The organism is Marinobacter fuscus (assembly GCF_003007675.1).
Classification (GTDB): domain Bacteria; phylum Pseudomonadota; class Gammaproteobacteria; order Pseudomonadales; family Oleiphilaceae; genus Marinobacter; species Marinobacter fuscus.
Genome location: NZ_PXNP01000101.1, coordinates 1 through 23,295 on the forward strand (window position 1 = coordinate 1; position 23,295 = coordinate 23,295).

Here is a 23,295-nt window from a genome sequence, read left to right on the forward strand (position 1 = left end):
GTAAGCGCCAATAAATCCGCACCTGTAGCTGACGCCCGAGTTTCGCCACACTGATTCCTGCTTTCACATTAAAGAGGAATCCGATGACTACCCCTGATTTACACCAGTTCTGGCAAGAGACGCTGTCGGACTGGCAGGCCTCGGGCCTGTCCGGTGCAGCCTACTGCAAACAAGAGTCGCTTGTTTATCATCGGTTTGTCTACTGGCGGCAGAAGCTGACCGGTCGTGTCGAATCCAGTGATGAACCGGTTCACGCTCGATCCGGATTCACTCGCGTGACTCCGACTCCGACTCCGGATGCCGGAGTCAGTTTGACCGTGTCACTGCCCGGCGGCGTATCGATCACCGGTCTGCATGCCGGTAATATCGATTTGCTGGGTGCCGTCTTGAGACAGCTGTGATGCGTCACCGCTATCTGCGCCCTTCCAGGGATTTGCCGGAGATCTACCTGTACCGAAAGCCCATCGACTTCCGCAAGCAGGCCAACGGCCTGGCCCTGCTGGTTGAACAGGAACTGGGGCACAGCCCATTCTCCGGTGCACTTTACGCCTTCACCAACCGGCAGCGGAACAAGATCAAATGTCTAATGTGGGAAGACAACGGCTTTGTGCTCTATTACAAAGCCTTGGCTGAGGAAAAATTCAAGTGGCCAGGGCCTGCGGATGAGCTGATGCCGCTGACCGGTGAACAGATCAACTGGTTGTTGGACGGCTACGACATCAGTCTGTTGCGGGGCCATAAAACCCTGCACTATGAGAGTGTCGGATAGCCCTTTTTGCATTACGTTTTAGGTGTGCCAGGGCATTGTTTTTGCTATAATTCCGCCATGAAATCAACGCCTGATAACGCCCTCAAAACCCCGGATCTCAACGGTTTATCGACCGCTGAGATGGTGGCGGTTATCAGCGGCCTTCAGCAGCAACTCGCCTCCAAAGAAGACGCCATCCAGCGACGAGACGCTCGCATCGAGATCCTCGAAGAACTGCTGCGCCATAAGAAGATCCAGCAGTTCGCCGCCAGCAGTGAAAAGCTGCCCAATCAGATCCTGCTGTTCGATGAGGTCGAGCTGGAAGTCGAGATTGATGAACTGCGCGATGAGCTGCCGGACGATGTCGAAGAGGAAGAGACGCCCCGCCGTTCCCGCAAGCGCCGCCAACGTGGCTTCTCCGATACGCTGCTGCGTGAGCGTATTGAATTAACCCTCAGCGACGAAGAGAAAGCCGGTGCCAGCAAGACCTTCTTCACCAAGGTGAAGGAAGAGCTGGAGTACATTCCCGCTCAACTGAAAGTGCTGGAGTACTGGCAGGAAAAGGCGGTGTTCGAGCAGGACGGCGAAGAGCGCATTGTTGCGGCTGCCCGTCCGGCGCGCCCGCTGGGCAAGTGCATCGCCACCCCGTCACTGCTGGCTTACCTCATTACCTCCAAGTATGCCGACGGTCTGCCGTTGTACCGTCAGGAACAAATGTTCCAGCGCCTGGGGCATGAAGTGAGTCGCACCAGCATGGCTCACTGGATCATCCGGCTGAATGACGTCTTCCAGCCGCTGATCAACCTGATGCGGGAAACCCAGAATAGCGGTGATTACCTGCAAGCCGATGAAACCCGGATCCAGGTGCTCAAGGAAGACGGTAAGACCGCCCAATCCGACAAATGGATGTGGGTCACCCGGGGTGGTCCACCGGGAAAACCTTCGGTTCTGTTCGAGTATGATCCATCACGAGGTGGCAAGGTACCGGTGCGTCTGCTGGATGACTTCCAGGGCATTCTGCAAGCCGATGGCTATTCCGGCTATGGGCAGGTCTGTGCCACGAACAAGCTGACGCGGATCGGGTGTTGGGATCACGCGAGACGTAAGTACGTGGAGGCGTCCCGGGCGGCACCGGCCAAAGGCAAAAAAGGCCAACCCTCAAAGGCGGATGTAGCCCTGAGCCACATCCGCAAACTGTACGCCATTGAAAAGGCCGCCCGGGATCTGAGCGACGCGGAGCGATATCGGGTTCGCCAGGAAAAGAGTCTGCCGTTGTTGAACGCCTTTAAAGCCTGGCTGGAGAAAAATGCCCCCAAGGTGATGAAAGGCCTGCTTACCCGTCAGGCCATGGATTACACCCTGAACCAATGGGACTACCTGGTCGGCTACTGTGAGCGCGGTGACCTGAAGATCAGCAATGCCGGAGCCGAGAACGCCATCCGCCCGTTTGCCCTCGGCAGAAAGGCCTGGCTCTTCGCCGATACCTCACAAGGGGCGAAAGCCAGCGCCACCTGCTATTCGCTCATCGAAACCGCCAAGGCCAATGGCCTGGAGCCTTCAGCTTATATCCACCATGTGTTGGAACGCATTGCTGAGTCCGACACGCTGGAGAAGCTCGAAGCGTTGCTGCCCTGGAATGCCGAGTTGCCGGCTTCGAAAAAAGTGGCTCAATACGATTAGGGCAAGCGGGGCGATTTAACGGCGCTTACCGATCAGCGGCGTGTACTGAAGATATTTCCGGCTGCTTACGTTGTAAGAAACCGCAAGATCCACCCGGTGTTCGGTCACCAGCTGCTGAAGAGTGCCGCTCATGGCGGACTTGATGGCGACTTTGACCTGCGGATAGCGTTTTTGCAGTTCGGCCAGGATGCTGCCGGTGAACTCCGGGGCGGCGGTGGGCAGTATGCCCAGCACAATCTGGCCGGTCACTTCACCGCCGATGGCAGACACCGACGCCTGGGTGCGCTCCAGCTCCTGCAGAATGGCTCGGGCCTTTTCATAAAGCAGTTCGCCCGCGGCGGTCAGCGCCACGCCTCGCCCGTGGCGAACAAACACTTCTGTATTCAAAGCTTCTTCCATCAGCCGAATCTGACGGCTCAGAGCCGGTTGTGCGGTAAACAGTTTCTCTGCAGCTCGGCTGAAGCTGCCGGTGCTGGCAACGGTTACAAAGGTGTTGAGTTGTCGAAGGTCTATTTTCAGGAGTGAAGACATGGTGCGCTCCCGCTACGGGACACTTGGTATCCAAAAATTATATGGGTGGCATCAAAACGATATAATAGTGGCATTCAAAACGGAGTGCTATGGTTTTTAGATACAAGACAGTCAGCCCCGTACCGGCCCCCGCCGGTTATCGACCCTGGAGAACACAATGGCACTGGATCAAGATACTCTGAACCAATTTGTTGACAGCGTTCGCCGCTACGTGCGGGATCGTCTCATTCCTCTGGAAATGCAGGTGGCTGAAGAAGACCGCATTCCGGAGGAAGTGATCGACGAAATGAAAGACATGGGCCTGTTCGGATTGTCGATTCCGGAAGCCTACGGCGGGCTTGGGCTAACGATGAGCGAGGAAGTCGCCATCATTCAGGAAGTGGGCTACACCTCTCCGGTGTTTCGTTCCATGTTCGGTACCAACGTTGGGATTGGCTCCCAGGGCATTGTGATGGACGGTACCGAAGAACAAAAAGCCTACTACCTGCCTAAACTGGCCAGTGGTGAGCTGACAGGCTCCTTTGCCCTGACGGAAGCCGATGCGGGCTCGGATGCCGGGTCGGTAGCCACCACGGCCCGCCGCGACGGAGATGACTACATCATCAACGGCAGCAAGCGCTACATCACCAACGCGCCCCGGGCGGGTGTGTTCACCCTGATGGCCCGTACCGGCACCAAAGAAGAGGGTGGCAAAGGTGTGTCGGCGTTCCTGGTCGATGCCAATCTGCCGGGGATTTCTCTGGGCAAGCCCGACCAGAAGATGGGCCAGAAAGGTGCCCACACCTGCGATGTTATTTTCGAAAACGTGCGAGTGCCTGCCAGCGCGCTGATCGGTGGGGTGGAAGGTAAAGGCTTCATCACCGCCATGAAAGTGCTCGACCGGGGCCGCCTGCACATCAGCGCCCTGAGTGTGGGCACCGCCAAACGTTTGATTGACGAAAGTGTGACCTACGCCTCTCAGCGTAAGCAGTTTGGAACCGAAATAGCCAACTTCCAACTGGTACAGGCGATGTTGGCCGATAGCCAGACGGAATACTACGCGGGTAAATGCATGGTGGAAGAGACCGCCCGGGCCTACGACGCCGGTGCGGCTGCCTCCATGAATGCGGCCAGTTGCAAGCTTTTCTGTACGGAAATGGTTGGCCGGGTGGCAGACCGAGCGGTACAGGTACATGGCGGAGCAGGGTACATCAGCGAATACTGTGTTGAGCGTTTCTATCGCGACGTTCGTTTGTTCCGGCTGTATGAGGGAACTTCCCAGATTCAGCAGCTGGTGATCGCCAAGCACATGATTCGCAATGCGAAGGATGGGATATGAGTAGCCAAACTGTGACGCCGGGCCCGTTAGCGGGGCTGCGGGTGCTTGACCTGTCCAGAGTGATGGCCGGGCCCTGGTGTACCCAGATTCTTGCCGATCTCGGGGCCGAGGTGATCAAGATTGAGCGGCCGGGAGCCGGGGACGATACCCGCCATTGGGGCCCGCCCTGGCTCAAGGATCCGCAAGGCAAAGAACGCCCCCAGTCGGCGTACTATTTGTCGGCCAACCGTGGCAAGCACTCGGTCACCGTGGATATCGGCAAGCCCGAAGGCCAGGCCATCATCCGGGAGCTGGCTGCCAAATGTGACGTGCTGGTAGAGAACTTCAAGACCGGCGGCCTGGCAAAAAAGGGTCTGGGTTACGACCAGCTTGCCAGCATCAACCCGGGGCTGGTGTATTGCTCCATCACCGGTTTCGGGCAAACCGGCCCAATGGCCAATCACGCAGGTTACGATTATCTGGTACAGGCCCAGGCCGGGTTGATGAGCATTACCGGCGTGGCAGACGGCCAGCCAGGTGCCGGCCCCCAGCGGGTGGGCATGGCTGTAGCTGACCTTACTACCGGTATGAACGCCGCCGTGGCCATTCTTGCCGCCATGCATCACCGGGCCAAAAGCGGTGAAGGCCAATACATTGATATGGCCTTGCTGGACGTTCAGGTGAGCTGGCTGGCCAACCAGGCGTTGAACTATTTCTGCAGTGGCCAGGTGCCCCGGCGCACCGGTGAATACCACCCAAACCTGGCGCCTTACCAACCGTTCCCCACAGCGGATGGTCAGGTGATCATTGCCGTTGGCAACGACAGCCAGTTCCGAAAACTGTGCGAAACCGCCGGTTGCCCGGAATTGGCAGACGACGAACGCTTTTCTACCAACCCCGAACGGGTTCGGTTCCGCCAGGAACTGGTGGGTAGGCTATGTGAACGAACCCGCACCCGTACCAGCCATGAGTGGATGGAGCAACTGGCGAAAGTGCAGGTGCCCTGTGGCCCGATTCAGAACATTGCCGAAGTGTTTGAAGATCCTCAGGTGCTCGCCCGCGGAATGAAGCTGGAACTCGAACACCCGGTTTTGGGCACCGTGCCGGGCATTGCCAACCCGATCAAGTTCTCGAAAACCCGCGCGCAATATCACAAGGCGCCGCCGATACTGGGCGAAGACACCGACGCAATACTTGAGCGGGTGCTCGGCAAGTCGCCCGATGACATCCGTGCGCTGAAAGCCAGCGGCGTACTCTGAACCTTTTCTCCATCGCCGTGCCCGTTGTCGGGTGCGGCTTTTTTTCTTGCAGGAGAGCATATTATGGTAGTCAGCTATCAAAAAGTTGAAGAATTGGGCGTGATCACGATCAACAACCCACCGGTGAATGCGTTATCCCAGTCGGTTCGCCAGGGGTTGGTGGATGCCCTGCAGCAAGCAGGGCGGGATGACACCAAAGCGGTGGTTCTGATCTGCGAAGGCCGCACGTTCATCGCGGGTGCCGACATTAGCGAGTTTGGTAAGCCGCCTCTGGAGCCGTCATTGCCAGAGGTCAATGCGGCCATAGAGGCGTGTCCGAAGCCGGTGATTGCGGCCTTGCATGGCACGGCTCTGGGTGGTGGTTTTGAGGTGGCGCTGAGTTGCGATTATCGCTGCGCTCTGGCGTCGGCCCAGGTTGGCCTGCCGGAAGTGAATCTTGGCCTGCTGCCCGGTGCGGGCGGTACTCAGCGTTTACCAAGGCTGATCGGCCCGGAGGCTGCTCTGGAAATGATCACCAGTGGCCAGCGGGTTGGCAGCGCCAAGGCAAGTGCTCTCGGGTTGATCGACCGGATCCTGGCCGAGCCGCTTGCCGAAAACGCCCTGGCGTATGCCCGAGAGTTGGTTGCCAAGGGTGCGGGCGTGCGCCGGGTCAGAGATCTGCAGGTGGCGGGCGAGGGCTTTGGCGAGGCAGAATTTGCCGAATGGCGTACCAGGCTGGCCAAACGCAAGCGCGGCCAGAAAGCGCCCCAACGCATTGTGGATTGTGTTGAGACCGCGTTGTCTAAGCCTTTTGAGCAGGGCCTGGCGTTCGAACGGGCGCAGTTTGTTGAATGTGTGCAGTCTGAGCAGTCCGCGGCGCTTCGCCATATCTTCTTTGCCGAGCGGGAGGCGGCCCGGGTGCCGGGGTTGGATAAATCGGTGATGCCGCGGTCGGTGGCCCGGGTTGGCATTATCGGCGCGGGCACCATGGGGGGCGGTATTGCTATGTGTTTCGCCAATGCCGGTATTCCCGTCACGTTGGTGGAGCAGAACCAGGAAGGCCTGGATCGCGGGCTTGGGCTGATCCGCAAGAATTATGAGATCACCGTCAGCAAAGGCAAATTGACCGGGCCAGCCGCGCAAGAGCGGCAAAAGCTGATCTCGGGCAGCACAGACTACGCCGACGTTGGCGACGTCGACCTGGTGATTGAAGCCGTATTCGAGAGCATGGATGTGAAGAAACAGGTCTTCGCCGAGCTGGATGAGCACTGCAAGCCCGGCGCGATTCTGGCGACCAATACCTCTTATCTGGACATCAACGAAATCGCAGCCTCGGTCAGCCGGCCTGCCGATGTGGTGGGTTTGCACTTTTTCAGCCCGGCCAATGTGATGCGCCTGCTGGAGGTGGTTCGCACCGATCAGGTTGCAGACGACGTGCTGGCCACCGCCATGGCTCTGGGTAAGCGCATTGGCAAAGTGCCTGTATTGGCGGGCGTCTGCTTCGGCTTTATCGGCAACCGGATGCTGCGTCAGTATGCCCGGGAAGCGCAGCTTTGCCTGATTGAGGGCGGTACACCAGAGCAGATTGACTCGGCTCTGACCGGCTTTGGCATGGCCATGGGCCCGCTGGCGGTTTCCGATCTGGCGGGGCTGGATATCAGTTACAAAGCTCGTCAGGCGCTAACCCAGGAACAAAAAGGCGATCCCCGAAGCTACTGCATCGCAGATGCCCTGGTGGAAATGGGGCGGTTGGGGCAGAAGTCCGGCGCTGGCTACTACCGTTACGATCCAAAGACCCGTGCCCGGGAGTCTGACCCGGAGGTTGTGGCCGTGGTCGAGGCACAGGCTGCACAGCAGGGAATAACCCGGCGCACGCTGTCGGATCAGGAAATTCTGGATAGACACCTGCTGGCGCTGGTAAACGAAGGCTTCCGGATTCTGGAAGAAGGCGTTGCACTGCGCCCGGGTGATATCGATGTGGTGTACGTGAACGGCTACGGTTTTCCCTCTTATCAGGGTGGCCCCATGTTCTACGCCAGCCAGCTTGGCCTTGAGCAGGTGAGTCAGCGCCTGGAGGCGCTGCACCAGCAGACTGGCGAGGCTTACTGGCAGCCCGCGCCGCTGCTGCAGCAGTTGGTTCGTGATGGCCAGACGCTGGCGGACTGGGCTGGCTAAAGGCACTGACCGGACGCTCTCTGGGGCGTCCGTATTACTGCCTATTTCTGGGGATTGAGGCGAATAAACTGACACCAATCAGGCACTCACGCCACCCCGGTGGATTGCAGCACGAACACCCCGACGGTCACGGTCACACTGGCCAGCAGCGTCGTCAACGCAATGATGTTGGCGGCCATGCGATCGTTTCCTCCCAGGGCTTTCACCATCACAAAGCTCGCTGCTGCCGTTGGGCTGGCGAAGAACAGGAACATTAGCCCTAATTCCCGGCCTTCAAAACCCACCATCCAAGCTACCAGCGTACAAGCCGCAGGCAGGGTGACCATCTTCCAGGTGGCCGAACCCAGCGCCGGCCCGCTGTCACTGCGTAAGGATTTCAGCGACACCGTGGCGCCAATGCACAGCAGGGCAAGCGGTAGGGTAAGTGAGGCAAAATAGTCGCCGCTGGTCATTACCCAGCCCGGCAGCCGTAGCTCAAAGGCTGCAAAGGGGATTGCGATGACCACCGCGATGATTAGCGGGTTTCGGGCAATATCCCGGAGCGCTCCGGCGAGGGTCATGGACTTGCCGGGCTGATAGGCCAGCAGCACAATCACAGACAGGGAGTTATAGCTGATGATCACCAACCCGAGCAGCAAGCCGCCAGCGGACAAACCGTAATCACCATATAGGTTGGCTGCAAGGGCCAGGCCGACAATGCCGCAATTACCCCGGAAAGCGCCCTGAACATACACACCACGATCTTCATGTCGAACCCGCCGCGCCGCCCAGAACCAGGTGGCGCCAAAGCTGGCCAGGGTCGCAAGCCCGTAAAACACCAGCATCCCCGGGTTCAAGGTGGTGCTCAGATCTGCGCGGATAATGCTTAAAAACACCAGGGTGGGCAGTGTGGCCTTGAACACCAGGGCTGAGGCGGTACCGACAAAATGCTGATCCACCCAGCCAATCCGGCGCAGCCCGATGCCGATAAACACCATGGCAAAGACCGGCAGCGTGGTTTCAAGGGTGTAAAGAAAGGTGGCGAGGAGACTGGTCAATGGGGCAACCCTGAGCATGAAAGTATAAAAAAGGCCTCCACATGGGGGGCCTCGATTAACCGATTATAACCGGAGTCAGTCGAATGTTCTCGGCCGGACGGTATCGGGTTTCAGGAAAGGTTTCTCGCCAGTGTTCGCGTGATCACCCAGAATCTTGCCGTCGCTCTCCCGGGCCTGGCCATACAGGCTGTGCTTGTGGAAGGTAGGGCCGAACTTCTCCAGGGTTTCGGCGACGTTGCCGGTGTATCGCGGATCCTGGGGCCGCTCCTGGCTGTCCATGTAGTAGGCAATGTCCCAGGCTTCCTGATCGGTCAGCGAATTGGGCTGGCCCAGCGGCATATTATTTTTGATGAATCCGGCACCGGTTTTCAGGCGCACAATGCCTGCACCCCAGTTGTTCGACATATCGCCCCAGGGCGCCGGGAACACGGTTTCGCCGTTTACCCGCAGGCCGCTGCCGTCTTCGGCGTGGCAGACCGCACAGTTGTCCTTGTACAGTTGCTCACCCCTGGCATAGCTTAACTCCGCCGGGCGGGCAGGGGCCGGAAAACCACGGCCATAAATTTTCTTCTTGGGATACATCTCCACCCCTGAGGCCAGCCACTGGTGGTAGGCCGACATGGCCAACATGGTGTCGCTGCCGTAGGCAGGTGACTTGCCGTTCATGGAATAAGTAAAACACCCGGCAATTCGCTCCTCCAGGTTGTTTACATGGCCGTTCTTGCCCCGGAAGCCGGGCAGGGTAACGGCGGCTGGCCAGATCGGCGCACTAAAGGGCATTCGCCCTTCGCCCAGATGGCAACTGGAGCAATTCATGTTGTTGAACACGTACTCGCCGCGTAATTGCTGGGTGTTGGTGAACAGGTCATACCCTTTGCGGATTACCTTTTTCAGCTCCGGGTGCAAATCCGAGGCGTCCAGATCGGCCATGGTGGGGGGTATATGAACCATCTCGCCTTCAGCAGGAGCGGGAAAGCCCAGCTCTGTCAGCGTATTGATGTAATCCTGGATTTTGGCATCGTTATTTGCGTCGTTGGCCAGTAGTGGCGTTGCAACAGCCAGCAAGGCGCCGGAGACTGCGATACGTAGTGCTTTCTGAATCATCATGTCGTCTCCTTACCGGGCGGCCGGGGATTGGGTAGCCAGCCATGCAGCTACGGCGTGAATGTCGTCATCGCTCATGCGGCGCGCGATGCTGCCCATAAGATCCTGAGGGTCGTTCTTGCGGGTACCCGCCTTCCAGGCCTTGAGCTGTGCTTCAATGTAACCGGCATGCTGGCTGGCAATACCCGGAAAGTTGCCACCGGCCCCGTGGTTGCCCGGGCCGTGGCAGCTTTTGCAGGAGACAATGTAATCAGACCAGTCCCCTTGCTCGGCGAGTTGCTGACCGCGTTTCAGCGCGGCATCTGTGGCCTGCTCTCCACCTTTTGCTGGAGTAGCAGGCATCTGGCTGTAGTACGCCGACACATCGGCTATTTTCTGGTCATCCAGCATGGCCACGAAAGGCATCATGGTCGGACTTTGGCGGACACCACTTTTGATATCGTGCAGCTGTTTCGCCAGGTAGTTGGCATCGAGGCCTGCCAGTCGGGGCCATGATTCTCCGCCAGCTATATTCATGCCACTGCCGTCGGCCTGATGACAGGCAACGCACAAATTCGCCACCTCCGCACCTTTTTGCGGGTCGCCAGCCGATGCTGCCTGGGCAATACCGACACTGGCTGCCAGCCCCAGGGTTAGCAATGCCCCCGGTCGTTTTTTCATGGTTACTCTCTCCATTTTTTAAGTTTTATTCCTTCAGGTTATACCGATATAGTTTGAGTGAAGGTGAATATATTCTCTTGATAGGCGTCAAGTTTGCAAGCTAACTTCGACTAAAGGCAAAGCGACAGGTGCGCTACTTGTACTTTTGCTTTAATGTCGATCAATATCTGTAAGGAAGTGGCACCAAGACCACGCCCAAGACGAATGGACAGAGAGACCTATGACAACCGTTAATCCTTCTCAGGATGAACTGAAGCGAATACTGGAAGACATTCCCCACGACCAGCCCGTGGTGATGCTTAACCTGCTGCGGTTCCGGGATCGCGCAGACTACCCGGATGACAGTGAAGACTGTTCCGGGCGGGATGCCTACAACCGATATATGACAGAAGCCGCGCGCAGCGTGGCGGAAGTGGGAGCAGAAGTGATCTGGTCCGGGCGCAGTATCGGGGCGCTGATTGCGCCGCCGGACGAATCCTGGGATCAGGTATTGCTGGTTCGCTACCCCTCAATCAACGCCTATCTGGCGATGATCGAGAGCTCGGAATATAAAGGGGTGGTGAAGCACCGGACAGCCGCCCTGCAGGACTCCAGGCTGGTAGCCAACGTTGAGAATGGCCACTGATCAGAGCCCGGGCGCGAATAGTCCGGATTGCTGGGCCGCCATATAGGCAACCGTACCAGCGGCAATTGACAGCAGCGCATTTCGCCGCCACAAATGGATCATCACCACCAATAGGGCAGGTAACAGAGCATCCAGGCCCGGCAGTGTTGCTTGCCAGGTGGCGGAGCGTTGCAGAAACACGGTTGCCAGCAGCGCCATAACAGCCGCCGGAAGGAATCTCCCGATGTGCTTCACCAGCGGATGATCGGTGTGCCGTTCGAAAAACAAAAACGGCACAACCCGCGTTGCAAATGTTGCCAGCGCAGAAACGGCAATAAACGCAGCCAGATAGTAGCTCTCAACCACGGCTTACCTCCGCTGCCAGTTTCTGATTACGGTGTTTGCGATAGTGCAACAGCAGCACCGCAGTCACGATAACAATACCTGCCACCAACTGATGGGTTGGCGGCACCAGTGCCATGGAGAGCGCTGCCGCTGCGGCACCCGCCCACACCGGAAACGAATCGCCCAATGCTTTGAGTTGCTCAATGGTAAGCACGATAAACAGAGCAACCAGGGCAAACTCGATGCCGGTGCTGTCAAAGGCGACCATTTCTGCCAGCACTGCACCGAGCGTACAGCCAATAATCCAGTAAACCTGATTGAAGGCGGTAATCCGGAAGTCGATGGCCTGCTCGTAGAGCCGGTCGTCGGAGCGCGGCCGGCTGGTCAGCAGGGAGTAGGTCTCATCGGTCAGACCAAAAATGAGGTAGGCTTTGCGCCAGCCTGCACCCCGGAATTGCCCGAGCAACGAAAGTCCGTAGAAAAGATGCCTGGCATTAAGAACAAACATGGCGATGGCGACTTCAGCCAGCCCTGCATTAGCGGCCAATAGGCTCACTGCGAGTATCTGCCCGGCGCCTGCGTAAATGACCAGGCCCATCAAGGGGGCGATCCACCATGCATAGTCCAGTTGGGTGCTGAACAGAACGCCAAAGGCCATACCAAGCGGAATGTAGCCAAAAAGGATCGGCAGTGTCAGTTTGAAAGTGTGGTGTTTCATTAGCATCCGAAGGAAAATGAAAGCGGAATAGTAGTGAATCGTTCACAGTTTTTGAAGTTCTTAGTGTATACCTGTTGCGTATAAGGGGGCACCCGACTTCTGTGTTACCGTGTGTCGGCCCGTTTCGGGGGGGTGCAAACAACATGTCATTGTTGACGGGGGTTCTTGTATCGTCTGGAAAACCGTAACATACGGCTACTGACTGGAGAATTTATGCGCACAGATGATGTATCCGCGCCCGAGTCGGATCCCCGCGAAGAAAAATTTGTTGTCGATGCCAGCTTGCTGACGGCGGATCAACTGGAAGGGCTCGCTGAAGAGTACTGTACCCGTTACCATGGCCTCAACGACATCGAGAACCCGCTGGAAGAGCGCACCCGAGTGCTCGACGCGGTTCGTCGTGGAGACCTGGTTGTCTGGTTCGACCCGGTAGAGAACACCGCCGGCCTTGGGGCACCCTCCGGTTCCGGAGCGTAGTCTTTCGAAATTCTGGTTCCTGTACCTGGCGTGAGGTGAGGTTTGATCAGGGTATTAGTGGTAGATGATCATGAGCTGGTGCGTTCGGGCATTACCCGGATGCTGGCTGATAATCCGGAGTTCGATGTCATTGGCCAGGCGTCCTCCGGCGAAGAGGCCATCGACTTTGTTCGCGACAATCGTCCGGATATTGTTCTGATGGACATTCGCATGCCGGGTATTGGCGGGCTTGAAGCCACTCGCCGGATCCTGCGTATCGACGATTCCATCCGCGTGATTGTGGTCACCGCCTGTGCGGATGATCCGTACCCCGCCCGGGTAATGCAGAGCGGGGCCACGGCCTATATCACCAAAGGTGCCGATGTAAACGAGATGGTGCGGGCGATTCGCAAGGCCCATTCCGGCCAGCGCTACATCAGCCCGGAAATTGCACAGAAAATGGCCTTGAAGCAGTTAGGTGGCGACCAGGATGATGGCGAACTCTCGCTTTTTGAACGGCTCTCCGAGCGCGAAATGCAGATTGCCATGATGGTAGTTGACTGCCTGAAAGTGCAAGACATCTCCGACAAGCTTTGCCTGAGCCCGAAAACCGTCAACAGTTACCGCTACCGTATTTTCGAGAAGCTGGAGATTTCCAGCGATGTTGAACTGGCGTTGATGGCCGTGAGGCTCGGGTTACTGGATGCCGACAAGGTCTGAACAGGAATCCGTACCCCGGAAATTCGACAGTCAGAGTTTCCTGAAACAATTGACAGAACGCCCTGGCGTCTATCGGATGTATGACGACGCCGGGGCTATCCTGTATGTGGGTAAAGCTCGCAATCTGCGCAAACGAGTAAGCAGTTACTTCCGGAAATCCGGGCTTGCGCCGAAAACCGAAGCACTGGTTGGTAAAATCGCATCGATTGAAGTCACCATTACGGGCAGCGAGACCGAAGCGCTGTTGCTTGAGCAAAATTTAATCAAATCGCTCCGCCCCCCGTACAACATTCTGCTTCGGGATGATAAGTCCTATCCTTACATTTACTTGTCCTCGCATTCGGATTATCCGTCGCTGACCTTTCGTCGTGGCCGCACGAAAAAGGGCGGCGGCACCTGGTTCGGGCCGTTTCCAAGCTCCGGTGCGGTTAAGGAAAGCCTTAATATTCTACAAAAGGTTTTCCGTATAAGATCTTGTAGTGAAAGCTGTTTCAGGAATAGAAATCGGCCTTGTCTGCAGTATCAGATCAACCGTTGCACAGCACCTTGTGTGGACTACATCACTCCCGAGGACTATCAGGCGGATATCCGCCGCGCCACCATGTTTCTGGAAGGCAAGAATCCGGCGATCATCAAGGATCTGATGGCCGCTATGGAGGCCGCGGCGGCTGGGCTGGAGTTTGAGAAGGCCGCAGCCTATCGGGATCAAATTAACAATCTGCGCCATGTGCAGGAACAGCAATCAGTCGACGGCGGCGCGGGCGACGCCGATGTGGTGGCCATTGCCCAGGACGCTGGCGTGGTGTGTATTGTGGTTATTATTGTCCGGGGCGGCCGAGTGCTGGGCACCAAAGACTACTTTCCGCGGTATTCCCTGGAACAGACCGAGGGCGAACTGCTGGCGTCTTTTCTGGGCCAGTATTATTTCGGTGGTGATACCCGCCGAGAAATTCCTGCCGATGTTCTGGTTCCGGTAGAAGTGGAGGGCCAGGCGCTCCTTGCCCAGGCCCTCACGGAGGCCGCCAATCGGGAAACCCGGATTCGGGGCAACGTGCGCGGAGAGCGCCGCCGCTGGCTGGAACTGGCGATGACTAACGCCCGGCAGACACTGCTGACTCACCTGGCCAGTAAAGAAACGGTTTACCGCCGCTTGCTGGCACTTCGGGATCTGCTGGAACTGTCTGAAACGCCCTCCCGAATGGAATGTTTTGATATCAGCCACAGCCATGGGGAAAATACCGTCGCATCCTGTGTGGTTTTCGACGAGAATGGCCCCCTGAAAAGCGACTACCGGCTTTACAATATCGAAGACATAACCGCAGGGGATGATTACGCGGCCATGCGCCAGGTATTAACCCGCCGCTACCGCCGCCTGGTAAACGGAGAGGGTAAGCGCCCGGATCTGGTGTTTATCGATGGTGGTAAGGGGCAGTTGAATATTGCCCGGGAAGTCTTTGATGAGCTTGGTATTTCTGATATACCACTGATTGGGGTTGCGAAAGGGGTTACCCGGCGGGCCGGTATGGAACAGTTGATTGATGCAATGACCGGCGCGGTCTTCCGGGTACCGGCAGATTCCCCGGCACTGCACCTGATCCAGCACATCCGTGATGAGTCGCACCGGTTCGCCATAACCGGTCACCGGATGCGCCGTGACAAAAAACGGCGACAGTCCACGCTTGAAGGCATTGAAGGGGTGGGGCCGAAGCGTCGCCGGGAATTGATCCGTTATTTTGGCGGAATACAGGAACTACGCAAAGCCAGCGTTGATGAGATGGCCAAGGTTCAGGGCATCAGCAAGGCACTGGCCGAAACCATTTACGCAGCATTGCATGACCAATAGGAATACCATGAATTTGCCGAATCTGCTCACCATGTCCCGTATCGTGATGATCCCGGTATTCGTGGTTGTGTTTTACCTGCCAATGGACTGGAGTTACATGGTCAGCGCGCTCATTTTCGCGGTGGCGGGCGTTACCGATTGGTTGGATGGCTATTTGGCGCGAAAGCTTGACCAGAGCACGCCATTTGGCGCTTTCCTGGACCCGGTTGCCGACAAACTGATGGTTGCGGTGGCTTTGGCGGTGCTGATCGAGGAATATTCCGCAGTCTTGCTGACGATTCCTGCAACGGTCATTATTGGTCGGGAAATCGTCATTTCTGCGTTGCGGGAGTGGATGGCCGAAATCGGCAGTCGGGGCAGCGTTTCTGTTTCCTTTATCGGGAAAGTAAAAACGACGGCACAAATGGCCGCTATTTTCGGGCTGCTTGCCTTCCCTCCGAGCAACCTTTGGGCAGACGTTGCCGTTGGATTACTTTATATCGCTGCAGTACTTACGCTCTGGTCTATGTTTCTGTATCTGCGTGCGGCCTGGGGCGATCTGTTCCCCAGGGCCCGCCAGTAATCAGCGCTACGTACCAGCGGCAACCGCTTCCAGGCACTCATAGGCCCATTCTACCGCCTGGCCGGCGAAGGTGTCGGCAGACTGGCTGAAGCTTTCAACAAGGTTCTCCAGGCCGATCGTCGCCACGGGTGTTTCGCTGACGTAATTGCGAACGCATAAGCTTTCCCGTGAGCGCTCTTCCATCATGTTCAGATGTATCGACAGTACCAGCTTGTAGCTCTCTCCGAGCGACTGCACATGAAAGCCCGCTAACTCAGACACCAGCGTAATGTTTGAGCTGGCCGGGCTGGTATCAGTAATGACATTGGTAAAGCCATCGCTGGCACGGAACGCAGTGATCAGATAATCCCGTACCACCACCGGCGAGGCTTCACGCCAGCGGGCGCCGGGAATGGCCTGAAACTCATAGGGAGAGGGCTTGATAACAATGGCATTGTTATCCAAGGGGTCTGAGGCCAGTGGCGTGCCAATACGAAGGCTTACCGGTAACGCTTGCTCAAAGGTCGGTATTGCAGCGGGCGGGGCAAGATCCATGTAGCGGGGAGGGTCTGGCAGCGGCAACACGGTGCAGCCAGCGAGTAGCGATGCGAACCCGAGTGAGGCTAGCCGGAGTGGTACGGGCATCATTCTTTAAACTCCTTGAGCTTCGGTCGCCCCAGCAGGGTGCCGGTTGGATCCTGTTCCACACGGCGGGTAAACGCGTTCAGGTTGCGAAGCGTGTTGCGCAACTCCCGCAGCGCCGGGGTTATCTCGCCCAGCCCCTGCAGGCCCGCCTCCAAAGACAGCTCGTTGTCGGCAGTGACGCGGTTCAGGCGATCCAGCGTGGGTTGCAAGGTTGTCAGCGCGTTGCTGACGGCGTCTAGCACCGGGGCTACGTTCTGATCCAGTACTTCACGGGAGCGATCCGCAGCGGCTGAGACTTTGGTGGCGGCTTCCTCGGCGCGAATGCCTGCGGCATCAAAACGATTCATCAGGGCGTCCAGTTCGCCCCGGCTTTGCATCAGCGATTCACTCGCCAGGCGGGTGTTCTCCAGAATGACGGCGACGTTCTCCAGGTTTTCTGTCGCCAGCAGCCGGTTGGCGTTCTCCAGTAAACTCTCTGCTTTGCTCAGCATAGCCTCCCCGTTGGTCAGCAAGCTGCTTAACGCTGACGGTTCAGCGGCAATTAATGGTGGGTTGCGCTCATCACCCGCCAGAACAGGGCTGTCGGGAGAGCCGCCGGTAAACTGTACACTCATGCTGCCAGTAATGTTGGCCAGTACCAGGCCAGCTTTGGTGTTTTCCCGAACGGGAATATCGCGACGAACCCGCACCAGCACCCGTACATGGGCAGGGTTATCAGGTGCCAGGGTCAAATTCAGAACATCGCCCACCGGAATGCCGCTGTAAAGTACCGGGTTGCCTTTGGCCAGGCCGCCGACCGGGTGGTTGAAACCGATCTGGTAGTAGCTCCATTCGGCATCGGTTGATGATTTACCCAGCCAAAGGGCGAACAGTAGTGCGGCGCTGACTGCAGCCAGAGTGAAGAAGCCGATAACAACGTGGTGGGCTTTGGGTTCCATTATCCCCGCTCCTGTTCAGTGTGCTGATGGCGCGCGGCAACGGCAGCACGCCCCCGGGGGCCGTGAAAGTAGGCTTGAATCCATGCATCCTCGTTACCAGCCACCCGGTCCAGTGTATCGGCAACAAGCACCTTGCGTTGCGACAGCACTGCCACGCGATCACACGTGGTATAGAGCGTATCGAGATCGTGGGTCACCAGAAATACGGTCAAACCCAGAGCATCCCGCAGCGTCACAATCAGCTCGTCAAACGCTGCGGCCCCGATAGGATCCAGGCCCGCGGTTGGTTCGTCCAGAAACAGAATCTCAGGGTCCAGAGCCAGTGATCGCGCCAGGGCTGCCCGTTTGACCATACCGCCAGACAGTTCCGACGGGTATTTTTTCGCCGCGTTGACCGGCAGGCCGGTGAGCGCCAGCTTCATACGGGCCAGTTCTTCGGCTTCCCGGCGGTTCAGGCTGGCGTGCTCGATCAGGGGGAGGGCGATATTCTGCTCCAGTGTCAGGGATGTAAACAAGGCGCCATTCTGGAACAGAACGCCAAACCGCTGCTCATAGCGGGATCGTTCGCTGGCAGGGAGTTCGGTCAGATCCTGCCCGAATACCGTAATACGCCCGCCACTCGGCGGGTTCAGCCCCACGATGCTGCGTAAGAGTACCGATTTTCCGGTACCGGAGCCGCCTACCACCCCCAGAATCTCCCTGGGATACAAGTCCAGACTGAGGTTTTCGTGCACAACATGACTACCAAAGCGGTTTCCTAAACCCCGCACCTGAATGATCGGATGGTCGCTCATGGTTACCACCCCATTTCCATGAAGAACAAGGCCGCAATGGAGTCCAGTAAGATCACCATAAAAATAGATTGCACCACGCTGGAGGTGGTGTGTTCACCAACAGACTGGGCACTGCCAGATACTTTGAATCCTTCCAGACACCCGATCACCGCAATCAGAAAGGCAAACACCGGCGCCTTGCCCAGCCCAACAAGAAAGTGCTTTAACGCGATATCACGCTCCACAATGGCCATGAACTGGCTTGGGGGAATGTCCAGAGCCAAGGCACACACCACCGCACCACCAACCATACCGGAGATCATGCCGATGAACGTTAGTATCGGCAGGCTGAGCATCATCGCAAGTACACGGGGAACAACCAGCAACTCTACCGGGTTCAGGCCCAGGGTTCGTATGGCATCCAGTTCCTGATTCACCTTCATGGCGCCAATCTGGGCAGTGAAGGCGCTTGCAGTGCGACCTGCCAGCAGTATGGCAGCCAGTAAAACACCAAATTCACGCAGGAACGAGAAGGCGACCAGGTTGACGGTGTATATGGTGGCACCGAAGTTTTCCAGCACAGTGGCGCCCAGAAAAGCTACAACCGCACCCACCAGAAAGGTAAGCAGCGCCACAATAGGCAATGCGTTCAACCCGGTATCGTGTACTGCTGCCACGAACGAGGTAAAACGCCAGCGGTGCGGGCGGGGTAGTACATGGAACAAAGTTGCCAGAGTTTCGCCGATAAAACCGGCAAGTAGCCAGCTAAGGCGACCGACAGCCGCCACTTTTTGCCCTGTGTCTGCAAGGGCCGCGACAACCGGATTGAGCGGTTTGACTGTCTGCTCTGGTTGATCCATCGATTCGGCCACCGCCCGGAGCAGCGCGTTTTGCTCCCGCGGTAACGGGCTGCCCTGCAGGGCGCCAAGAATGGTTTCGGGCCCCAGCAATTTCACCATCAGTGAGGCGCCCGCGGTGTCCAGCCGGCCAAGCCCGGAAAACTCGGCAGCGCAACCGCTAGCCTGCAGCGTCAGGCTCTCCACTTGACGGTTCAGGTCGGAAAAGTTGGACAACACCCAGTCGCCGGAGAACCGAAAGGTGCGGCCGCTGAGCTCGGCATAACCCTCTTGGTGCCCGCCCAGGGGCCGGGAAAGATCAGAGTCTTTTACCACGGAATAACAGAATCCCTGTCATATTTACTCGAAGCTTAAAGATTCCAGTGCCGGTCTGCCAGTGTTCGTCGATCTTCTTCGTCATGACTGACCAGTAACAGGGTGGCTCCCCGTGCCTTTTCGTCATTCAGCATGGCATAAAGCACCTGCCGGGTATCCATATCCAGGCCGGTCATGGGCTCGTCCAGGAGCAGTATCGGTTGTTGTCGCAGTATGGCACGCAGAAGGGCCACACGCTGCCGCTGGCCGCCCGACAGCTCTCCCGGCATCCGGTTGCCGAAGCCGTCCAGCCCGGCCTTGGCCAGTGCGCTATCAATACGCTGTTGGTCGGCCGCGGCCAATTTCACCCCGGGGTGAATACCAAGGCCAATGTTGGTAAGCACATCCAGATGCTCGAACAGATTATGCTCCTGAAACACCGAGGTGATGGGGCGCTGCCAGGGCTTTGTTTTATGGATGGGCTGCCCCTGCCAGAGCACGCGCCCGGCCTCTGGTTGCAGAAAACCGGCAATCAGGCTCAGCAGGGTCGACTTCCCCGAGCCGCTGGGCCCCTGAATGGCCAGGCATTCTCCGGCCTCCACCTGGAAATGGAAGTGCCAGGGAGTGGTTTGTTCCGGATAGCGGAACTCCAGGCGGTCAATCTCAAGCATGCCCGGCCTCCGGTGCCAGTTGGCTAAGTGACGCGGGCGCTGTGACAGCGGCCGGCCGGGAAACCCGGGATAGAGACGTGAACACGGTTATCAGCAGGAGTAACAGCCAGAGCCCGGTGCCAGCCGCTTCCGCCACCCGATAACTGCCTAACTGCTGATAAAGCAGCACCGGCAGCGTGGGCTGGCCTGGGCTGCCAAACAAGGCAATTACCCCGAAATCCCCGAGCGACAATGCGGTACCATAGGCGAGCGCCAGAGCCATAGGCTGGCGTAACTGGGGCCAATACAGCCAGCGCCAGCGGTACCAGCCGAAGATGCCGAGCTGATCGGCCTGGCGCAGAGTGTTTGCATCCATGCCGGAAAGCGGGCCTTGCAGCACCTGAATCACGAAGGGCACCGCCATCAAACCGTTGATCAGCGACACCAGCATCCAACCCTGAGCACTATTGCCCAGGCTCGGGCGCAACAGGATAAATAGCCCGGTGCCAAGCACCAGCGGCGGCACAATTAACGGAAGGTAACCGGTCAGGGTAGGGAGCACACCCTGCCAGTGCCCGCGCAACCGGTTGGCAGAGGCGAGGCTGAGTAATGCAACCACCACAGAACCCACGCCTGCGGGAATGGCAATCATCAGGCTTCGCCCGGTTGCCGACAGCAATTGCGGGTAAACCGAGGGGGTGTCGGATAAAGGAAGCAAAACCGGCAAACCCCGAAGCGCGATGGCCAGCAACGGCACAACCAGAAAAAGCGCAAACCCGATAAGCAGTGCTCCTTCCAGCCAAGGCTGCCAGACCTGGCAGAACAAAGGCGCCTGATAACCCAGTTGACGGTTGGGCATCAGGCTGGTGTTTATTCGCTGGCGAAAGACCAGCCACCACAAGCCGCCGCAAATCAGCAACTGAATAATCGCCAGCAGCGCCGCCTGAGAGAAATCGAACTCAAACCGAAGGGCCTGGTAGATTGCGACTTCCAAAGTTGTGGCTGACGGGCCGCCGCCAAGCGTCATGATGATGGCAAAACTGGTAAAACACAGGGTGAACACCAGGGCCGCCAGCCCGGGGAGCACCGGCTTCAGGGCGGGCCATTGTACCGCTCGCCACAACCACCAACCGCTCAGCCCCAGTTGGGATGCCGCACGCATTCGCGGGGCAGGGATGGCTTCCAGGGCCTGCAGCATAATCCGGGCAGCCAGGGGCCCATTGAAGAACACATGAGCCAGCAGAATGCCATTCAGGCCATAGAGCGACCATCCGTGCCCCGGGAGGCCTTCATTGAGCAACGCGGTGAACCAGCCCTGGCGACCATAAACACCAATCAATCCAGACACCGCCACAATGGTAGGTAACACCAGGCTCAGCTCCATCAGCCGCAACAGCCAGCGCCGCCCGGGAAACCTCTGATAGCGCGCCATTGCCCGGGCAACAGGAATGGCAATCAGCAAACTGAGAACCACTGACAAACTTGCCTGCCAGACGGTAAAACCAATCACCCGCCGCAGGTATTTGCTGCTGAACACCGCCTCAAAATCCAGATTGCCCGCCGTCGCGAGCAGGCTGCCGATGCCCATCAGCACCAGCACCACCAGGCCCAGGCCGAGTAACAGGCCGGGCCAGATCTGCCATCCGGAATGGCTGAATGGTGTGCGGTGCGGGGTATTGGCCACAGAATCAGTCAATCAGTGCGTCCAGCCATTCGTTCACCAGCTGCTTGCGTTCCCGGGCCACTGCTTCGGGGGCCATATAATGGGTGGACGCTGGCTGAATCAGGCGGTCGAACACGTTGGGCAGTTCATCCCCCAGGTCAATTGCCGGATACATCACGTTCTTCAAAGGAATGTGGGTCTGAAATGCCGGAGTGAGCATGAAGTCCAGAAATTCGCTGGCCAGCGCCTGGTTGTCTGAGGTTTTAACCATGGCTGCCACTTCCACTTGCAGATAATGGCCCTCGTCGAACCGGGCTGCCTGATAGCGATCGGTTTTGTCGATGGCCATGTGGTAAGCGGGGGAGGTGCTGTAAGACAGAATCATTGGCGCTTCACCGTTCATGAACAGTGAAAAATAGCCGTCGCTCCAGCTTTGGGTAGTCGCCAGAATCTTGTTGCTCAGCTTCTGCCACTGCTCCGGTGCCTGATCGCCAAACACGGAATGCATCCACAGCAACAGCCCGAGGCCCGGCGTGCTGGTGCGCGGGTCTTGAATGATGATTTTCAGGTCGTCCGGCGCATTGATCAGAGCCTCCAGGCTGCGCGGTGGCTCTGGTAGTTGCTCGGTGTCGTAAACAAACGCGAAATAGCCCCAGTCGTAAGGAACAAAGGTGCTGTCCGTCCATTCAATGGGCAGCGCCAGTTGTTCCAGAGCCTTGCCATGGGGCGCCAACAGGCCAGTTTGGCGTGCTGTTGCCATGGTGGCTGTGTCGAGGCCGAGCACGACATCGGCTGGCGTGGAACTGCCTTCCAGGCGCAACCGCTGGAGAATATCGCCGCCGCTGTCCAGCACCGTGTAATTCACCATGCAGTCACATTGCGCTTCAAACGCTTCTTTAACCGCAGGCCCCGGCCCCCACTCAGCCGCAAACGAAGGGTGAGTGTAAACGTTCAATTCCGGCAGGGTGTTAGCAGAGGCAAACAAAGGCAAGGCAGCGGCAAGGGCAACTGGAATCACGCGAGAAAACATAAAACAGCACCTTATGGTTCAGTGGCGGGAAGACCATGCCGCGAACACCACCCAACACTGGTGACTCAATCCCTACGCCGGCGCTATCCGGTTCAGGTTCCGCGGGTATGGTCTCAGCCCGGTAGGGCACCCCGTTGAGCAAACTCGATACTAACATGTCTACTTGAAACTCGGAATTCGCCAGTCTGGGCCTGCCCGAGTCCGAAGGCCTGCATTCTGGAAGCTCGCCATGCGCAGCACTCAGATTGCAGCGTTGGTCGATATCGTTTTTTCTTTCTGTTCCACGCCTTGGGGCACTTGCGCTTTCCCGGGCTGATGATGCGCTTTACCGAAGTAAAGCCCATGGCCGGAATCGTGTGACTTGCCTTGAGTAGGTTTTTTGATTAAAAAATAGCCGTTAACTCCTTTGAAAACAAAAAGATGAAAAAATGGTTGACGGGCAAGGCGGAATCCGTAGAATACGCATCCGTTGAAGGGGCAACGCCTCTGAAACGAAGAGCGGGAATAGCTCAGTTGGTAGAGCACAACCTTGCCAAGGTTGGGGTCGCGAGTTCGAATCTCGTTTCCCGCTCCAATTTCCAAGTCTCTCACGCCCCCTGAGAGCAAAGTCTGAAAAGACTTACCCGGCGCGGTGGCAGAGTGGTTATGCAGCGGACTGCAACTCCGTGTACGCCGGTTCGATTCCGACCCGCGCCTCCATTTTTACCCTTTAAAATCAACAAATTAACTGCCCCTCATTTAGTTGATT

The 23,295-nt window shown here is 57.7% G+C and carries 25 protein-coding genes, 2 tRNA genes and 1 riboswitch; of the genes, 13 read left to right on the forward strand and 14 right to left on the reverse strand.

What is annotated here, in order from left to right; genetic code table 11:
- Nucleotides 1-83: 83 nt before the first annotated feature.
- Genes tnpA through tnpC form a run of 3 tightly spaced genes read left to right on the forward strand, consistent with a single transcriptional unit; the run spans nt 84 to nt 2,428 of the window.
- On the forward strand, nt 84-401 hold the full coding sequence (gene tnpA, locus C7H09_RS14610; RefSeq protein ID WP_106761476.1) for an IS66 family insertion sequence element accessory protein TnpA: 318 nt from the start codon (nt 84-86) through the stop codon (nt 399-401).
- Entirely contained in the window at nt 401-769 is a 369-nt protein-coding gene (gene tnpB, locus C7H09_RS14615; RefSeq protein ID WP_106761477.1) for an IS66 family insertion sequence element accessory protein TnpB, read from the forward strand. Before tnpA ends, tnpB begins: the two co-directional genes overlap by 1 nt.
- Nucleotides 770-826: 57 nt before the next feature.
- Nucleotides 827-2,428 carry an IS66 family transposase gene (tnpC, locus tag C7H09_RS14620; protein ID WP_106762036.1) on the forward strand — a complete coding sequence of 534 codons (1,602 nt, stop codon included), beginning with the start codon at nt 827-829 and terminating at the stop codon, nt 2,426-2,428.
- A 15-nt stretch (nt 2,429-2,443) separates the two neighbouring features.
- On the opposite strand, the gene C7H09_RS14625 is transcribed toward tnpC, so the two are convergent.
- The gene (locus C7H09_RS14625; RefSeq protein ID WP_106763960.1) at nt 2,444-2,959 is read right to left on the reverse strand and encodes a LysR family transcriptional regulator; all 516 of its coding nucleotides are present in this window, start codon (nt 2,957-2,959) and stop codon (nt 2,444-2,446) included.
- A gap of 157 nt (nt 2,960-3,116) precedes the next feature.
- Here C7H09_RS14625 and C7H09_RS14630 point away from each other — a divergent pair, with 157 nt between their 5' ends.
- The 3 genes from C7H09_RS14630 (at nt 3,117) to C7H09_RS14640 (ending at nt 7,669) form a co-directional block, all read left to right on the forward strand.
- Entirely contained in the window at nt 3,117-4,277 is a 1,161-nt protein-coding gene (locus C7H09_RS14630; protein ID WP_106763962.1) for an acyl-CoA dehydrogenase family protein, read from the forward strand.
- Nucleotides 4,274-5,515: a CaiB/BaiF CoA transferase family protein gene (locus C7H09_RS14635; protein ID WP_106763965.1), complete on the forward strand. Its 1,242-nt coding sequence runs from the start codon at nt 4,274-4,276 to the stop codon at nt 5,513-5,515. The genes C7H09_RS14630 and C7H09_RS14635 overlap by 4 nt, the downstream gene beginning before the upstream one ends.
- A 63-nt stretch (nt 5,516-5,578) precedes the next feature.
- Nucleotides 5,579-7,669 (forward strand): 3-hydroxyacyl-CoA dehydrogenase NAD-binding domain-containing protein, encoded by a 2,091-nt coding sequence (locus C7H09_RS14640; protein ID WP_206074335.1) that lies wholly within the window; start codon nt 5,579-5,581, stop codon nt 7,667-7,669.
- 86 nt (nt 7,670-7,755) lie between these two features.
- On the opposite strand, the gene C7H09_RS14645 is transcribed toward C7H09_RS14640, so the two are convergent.
- The 3 genes from C7H09_RS14645 to C7H09_RS14655 form a co-directional block, all read right to left on the reverse strand.
- Nucleotides 7,756-8,706, reverse strand: coding sequence for an AEC family transporter (locus C7H09_RS14645; RefSeq protein WP_420844195.1), 951 nt, complete (start codon nt 8,704-8,706; stop codon nt 7,756-7,758).
- 75 nt (nt 8,707-8,781) lie between these two features.
- Nucleotides 8,782-9,813 (reverse strand): c-type cytochrome, encoded by a 1,032-nt coding sequence (locus C7H09_RS14650; RefSeq protein WP_240616605.1) that lies wholly within the window; start codon nt 9,811-9,813, stop codon nt 8,782-8,784.
- 9 nt (nt 9,814-9,822) lie between these two features.
- Nucleotides 9,823-10,470, reverse strand: coding sequence for a c-type cytochrome (locus tag C7H09_RS14655; RefSeq protein ID WP_106764018.1), 648 nt, complete (start codon nt 10,468-10,470; stop codon nt 9,823-9,825).
- Nucleotides 10,471-10,690: 220 nt separating this feature from the next.
- On the opposite strand from C7H09_RS14655, the gene C7H09_RS14660 reads away from it, so the two are divergent.
- On the forward strand, nt 10,691-11,095 hold the full coding sequence (locus tag C7H09_RS14660; RefSeq protein ID WP_106763970.1) for a DUF1330 domain-containing protein: 405 nt from the start codon (nt 10,691-10,693) through the stop codon (nt 11,093-11,095).
- On the opposite strand, the gene C7H09_RS14665 is transcribed toward C7H09_RS14660, so the two are convergent.
- On the reverse strand, nt 11,096-11,440 hold the full coding sequence (locus C7H09_RS14665) for a branched-chain amino acid transporter permease (protein WP_106763972.1): 345 nt from the start codon (nt 11,438-11,440) through the stop codon (nt 11,096-11,098).
- Nucleotides 11,433-12,137, reverse strand: coding sequence for an AzlC family ABC transporter permease (locus C7H09_RS14670; protein WP_106763975.1), 705 nt, complete (start codon nt 12,135-12,137; stop codon nt 11,433-11,435). Before C7H09_RS14670 ends, C7H09_RS14665 begins: the two co-directional genes overlap by 8 nt.
- A 213-nt stretch (nt 12,138-12,350) precedes the next feature.
- Here C7H09_RS14670 and C7H09_RS14675 point away from each other — a divergent pair, with 213 nt between their 5' ends.
- Genes C7H09_RS14675 through pgsA form a run of 4 tightly spaced genes read left to right on the forward strand, consistent with a single transcriptional unit; the run spans nt 12,351 to nt 15,718 of the window.
- Complete coding sequence (locus C7H09_RS14675; RefSeq protein WP_106763977.1) at nt 12,351-12,614, forward strand: hypothetical protein; 264 nt, start codon at nt 12,351-12,353, stop codon at nt 12,612-12,614.
- Nucleotides 12,615-12,656: 42 nt separating this feature from the next.
- The gene (uvrY, locus tag C7H09_RS14680) at nt 12,657-13,313 is read left to right on the forward strand and encodes a UvrY/SirA/GacA family response regulator transcription factor (RefSeq protein ID WP_106763979.1); all 657 of its coding nucleotides are present in this window, start codon (nt 12,657-12,659) and stop codon (nt 13,311-13,313) included.
- On the forward strand, nt 13,297-15,156 hold the full coding sequence (gene uvrC / locus C7H09_RS14685; protein WP_106763981.1) for an excinuclease ABC subunit UvrC: 1,860 nt from the start codon (nt 13,297-13,299) through the stop codon (nt 15,154-15,156). The genes uvrY and uvrC overlap by 17 nt, the downstream gene beginning before the upstream one ends.
- 7 nt (nt 15,157-15,163) lie before the next feature.
- Nucleotides 15,164-15,718, forward strand: coding sequence for a CDP-diacylglycerol--glycerol-3-phosphate 3-phosphatidyltransferase (gene pgsA / locus C7H09_RS14690; RefSeq protein ID WP_106763983.1), 555 nt, complete (start codon nt 15,164-15,166; stop codon nt 15,716-15,718).
- Nucleotides 15,719-15,724: 6 nt separating this feature from the next.
- On the opposite strand, the gene C7H09_RS14695 is transcribed toward pgsA, so the two are convergent.
- The 8 genes from C7H09_RS14695 to C7H09_RS19905 form a co-directional block, all read right to left on the reverse strand.
- The gene (locus C7H09_RS14695) at nt 15,725-16,345 is read right to left on the reverse strand and encodes an ABC-type transport auxiliary lipoprotein family protein (protein WP_106763985.1); all 621 of its coding nucleotides are present in this window, start codon (nt 16,343-16,345) and stop codon (nt 15,725-15,727) included.
- A complete protein-coding gene (locus C7H09_RS14700) occupies nt 16,342-17,280 on the reverse strand; it encodes an MlaD family protein (RefSeq protein ID WP_106763988.1) in 939 nt (312 codons plus the stop codon). The genes C7H09_RS14695 and C7H09_RS14700 overlap by 4 nt, the downstream gene beginning before the upstream one ends.
- Nucleotides 17,280-18,074 carry an ABC transporter ATP-binding protein gene (locus tag C7H09_RS14705; RefSeq protein WP_106763990.1) on the reverse strand — a complete coding sequence of 265 codons (795 nt, stop codon included), beginning with the start codon at nt 18,072-18,074 and terminating at the stop codon, nt 17,280-17,282. The genes C7H09_RS14700 and C7H09_RS14705 overlap by 1 nt, the downstream gene beginning before the upstream one ends.
- A gap of 2 nt (nt 18,075-18,076) precedes the next feature.
- Nucleotides 18,077-19,195, reverse strand: coding sequence for an MlaE family ABC transporter permease (locus C7H09_RS14710; RefSeq protein ID WP_240616607.1), 1,119 nt, complete (start codon nt 19,193-19,195; stop codon nt 18,077-18,079).
- A 65-nt stretch (nt 19,196-19,260) separates the two neighbouring features.
- Complete coding sequence (locus tag C7H09_RS14715) at nt 19,261-19,875, reverse strand: thiamine ABC transporter ATP-binding protein (RefSeq protein WP_106763994.1); 615 nt, start codon at nt 19,873-19,875, stop codon at nt 19,261-19,263.
- Nucleotides 19,868-21,550 carry a thiamine/thiamine pyrophosphate ABC transporter permease gene (thiP, locus tag C7H09_RS14720; protein WP_240616606.1) on the reverse strand — a complete coding sequence of 561 codons (1,683 nt, stop codon included), beginning with the start codon at nt 21,548-21,550 and terminating at the stop codon, nt 19,868-19,870. Before thiP ends, C7H09_RS14715 begins: the two co-directional genes overlap by 8 nt.
- A complete protein-coding gene (thiB, locus tag C7H09_RS14725; protein ID WP_106763997.1) occupies nt 21,543-22,547 on the reverse strand; it encodes a thiamine ABC transporter substrate binding subunit in 1,005 nt (334 codons plus the stop codon). The genes thiP and thiB overlap by 8 nt, the downstream gene beginning before the upstream one ends.
- 52 nt (nt 22,548-22,599) lie before the next feature.
- Nucleotides 22,600-22,691, reverse strand: a riboswitch (TPP riboswitch).
- A 96-nt stretch (nt 22,692-22,787) separates the two neighbouring features.
- Entirely contained in the window at nt 22,788-23,072 is a 285-nt protein-coding gene (locus tag C7H09_RS19905) for a hypothetical protein (protein WP_165794835.1), read from the reverse strand.
- Here C7H09_RS19905 and C7H09_RS14730 point away from each other — a divergent pair.
- Nucleotides 23,046-23,121, forward strand: a tRNA-Gly gene (locus C7H09_RS14730). The two genes, C7H09_RS19905 and C7H09_RS14730, sit on opposite strands and share 27 nt — an antisense overlap.
- A 51-nt stretch (nt 23,122-23,172) precedes the next feature.
- Nucleotides 23,173-23,246 (forward strand) — tRNA-Cys (locus C7H09_RS14735).
- The last annotated feature ends 49 nt before the right edge of the window (nt 23,247-23,295 follow it).

Bases quoted from the DNA above. Each gene is read 5' to 3' on its own strand.
- C7H09_RS14670 (WP_106763975.1), bottom strand. From the start codon at position 12,137: ATGAAACACCACACTTTCAAACTGACACTGCCGATCCTTTTTGGCTAC.
- C7H09_RS14640 (WP_206074335.1), top strand. From the start codon at position 5,579: ATGGTAGTCAGCTATCAAAAAGTTGAAGAATTGGGCGTGATCACGATC.
- pgsA (WP_106763983.1), top strand. From the start codon at position 15,164: ATGAATTTGCCGAATCTGCTCACCATGTCCCGTATCGTGATGATCCCG.
- C7H09_RS14700 (WP_106763988.1), bottom strand. From the start codon at position 17,280: ATGGAACCCAAAGCCCACCACGTTGTTATCGGCTTCTTCACTCTGGCT.
- C7H09_RS14650 (WP_240616605.1), bottom strand. From the start codon at position 9,813: ATGATGATTCAGAAAGCACTACGTATCGCAGTCTCCGGCGCCTTGCTG.
- thiB (WP_106763997.1), bottom strand. From the start codon at position 22,547: ATGTTTTCTCGCGTGATTCCAGTTGCCCTTGCCGCTGCCTTGCCTTTG.
- C7H09_RS14695 (WP_106763985.1), bottom strand. From the start codon at position 16,345: ATGATGCCCGTACCACTCCGGCTAGCCTCACTCGGGTTCGCATCGCTA.
- tnpB (WP_106761477.1), top strand. From the start codon at position 401: ATGCGTCACCGCTATCTGCGCCCTTCCAGGGATTTGCCGGAGATCTAC.
- C7H09_RS14635 (WP_106763965.1), top strand. From the start codon at position 4,274: ATGAGTAGCCAAACTGTGACGCCGGGCCCGTTAGCGGGGCTGCGGGTG.
- C7H09_RS14630 (WP_106763962.1), top strand. From the start codon at position 3,117: ATGGCACTGGATCAAGATACTCTGAACCAATTTGTTGACAGCGTTCGC.
- C7H09_RS14660 (WP_106763970.1), top strand. From the start codon at position 10,691: ATGACAACCGTTAATCCTTCTCAGGATGAACTGAAGCGAATACTGGAA.
- tnpA (WP_106761476.1), top strand. From the start codon at position 84: ATGACTACCCCTGATTTACACCAGTTCTGGCAAGAGACGCTGTCGGAC.
- C7H09_RS14675 (WP_106763977.1), top strand. From the start codon at position 12,351: ATGCGCACAGATGATGTATCCGCGCCCGAGTCGGATCCCCGCGAAGAA.
- C7H09_RS14625 (WP_106763960.1), bottom strand. From the start codon at position 2,959: ATGTCTTCACTCCTGAAAATAGACCTTCGACAACTCAACACCTTTGTA.
- C7H09_RS14715 (WP_106763994.1), bottom strand. From the start codon at position 19,875: ATGCTTGAGATTGACCGCCTGGAGTTCCGCTATCCGGAACAAACCACT.
- C7H09_RS14655 (WP_106764018.1), bottom strand. From the start codon at position 10,470: ATGAAAAAACGACCGGGGGCATTGCTAACCCTGGGGCTGGCAGCCAGT.
- uvrC (WP_106763981.1), top strand. From the start codon at position 13,297: ATGCCGACAAGGTCTGAACAGGAATCCGTACCCCGGAAATTCGACAGT.
- C7H09_RS14705 (WP_106763990.1), bottom strand. From the start codon at position 18,074: ATGAGCGACCATCCGATCATTCAGGTGCGGGGTTTAGGAAACCGCTTT.
- tnpC (WP_106762036.1), top strand. From the start codon at position 827: ATGAAATCAACGCCTGATAACGCCCTCAAAACCCCGGATCTCAACGGT.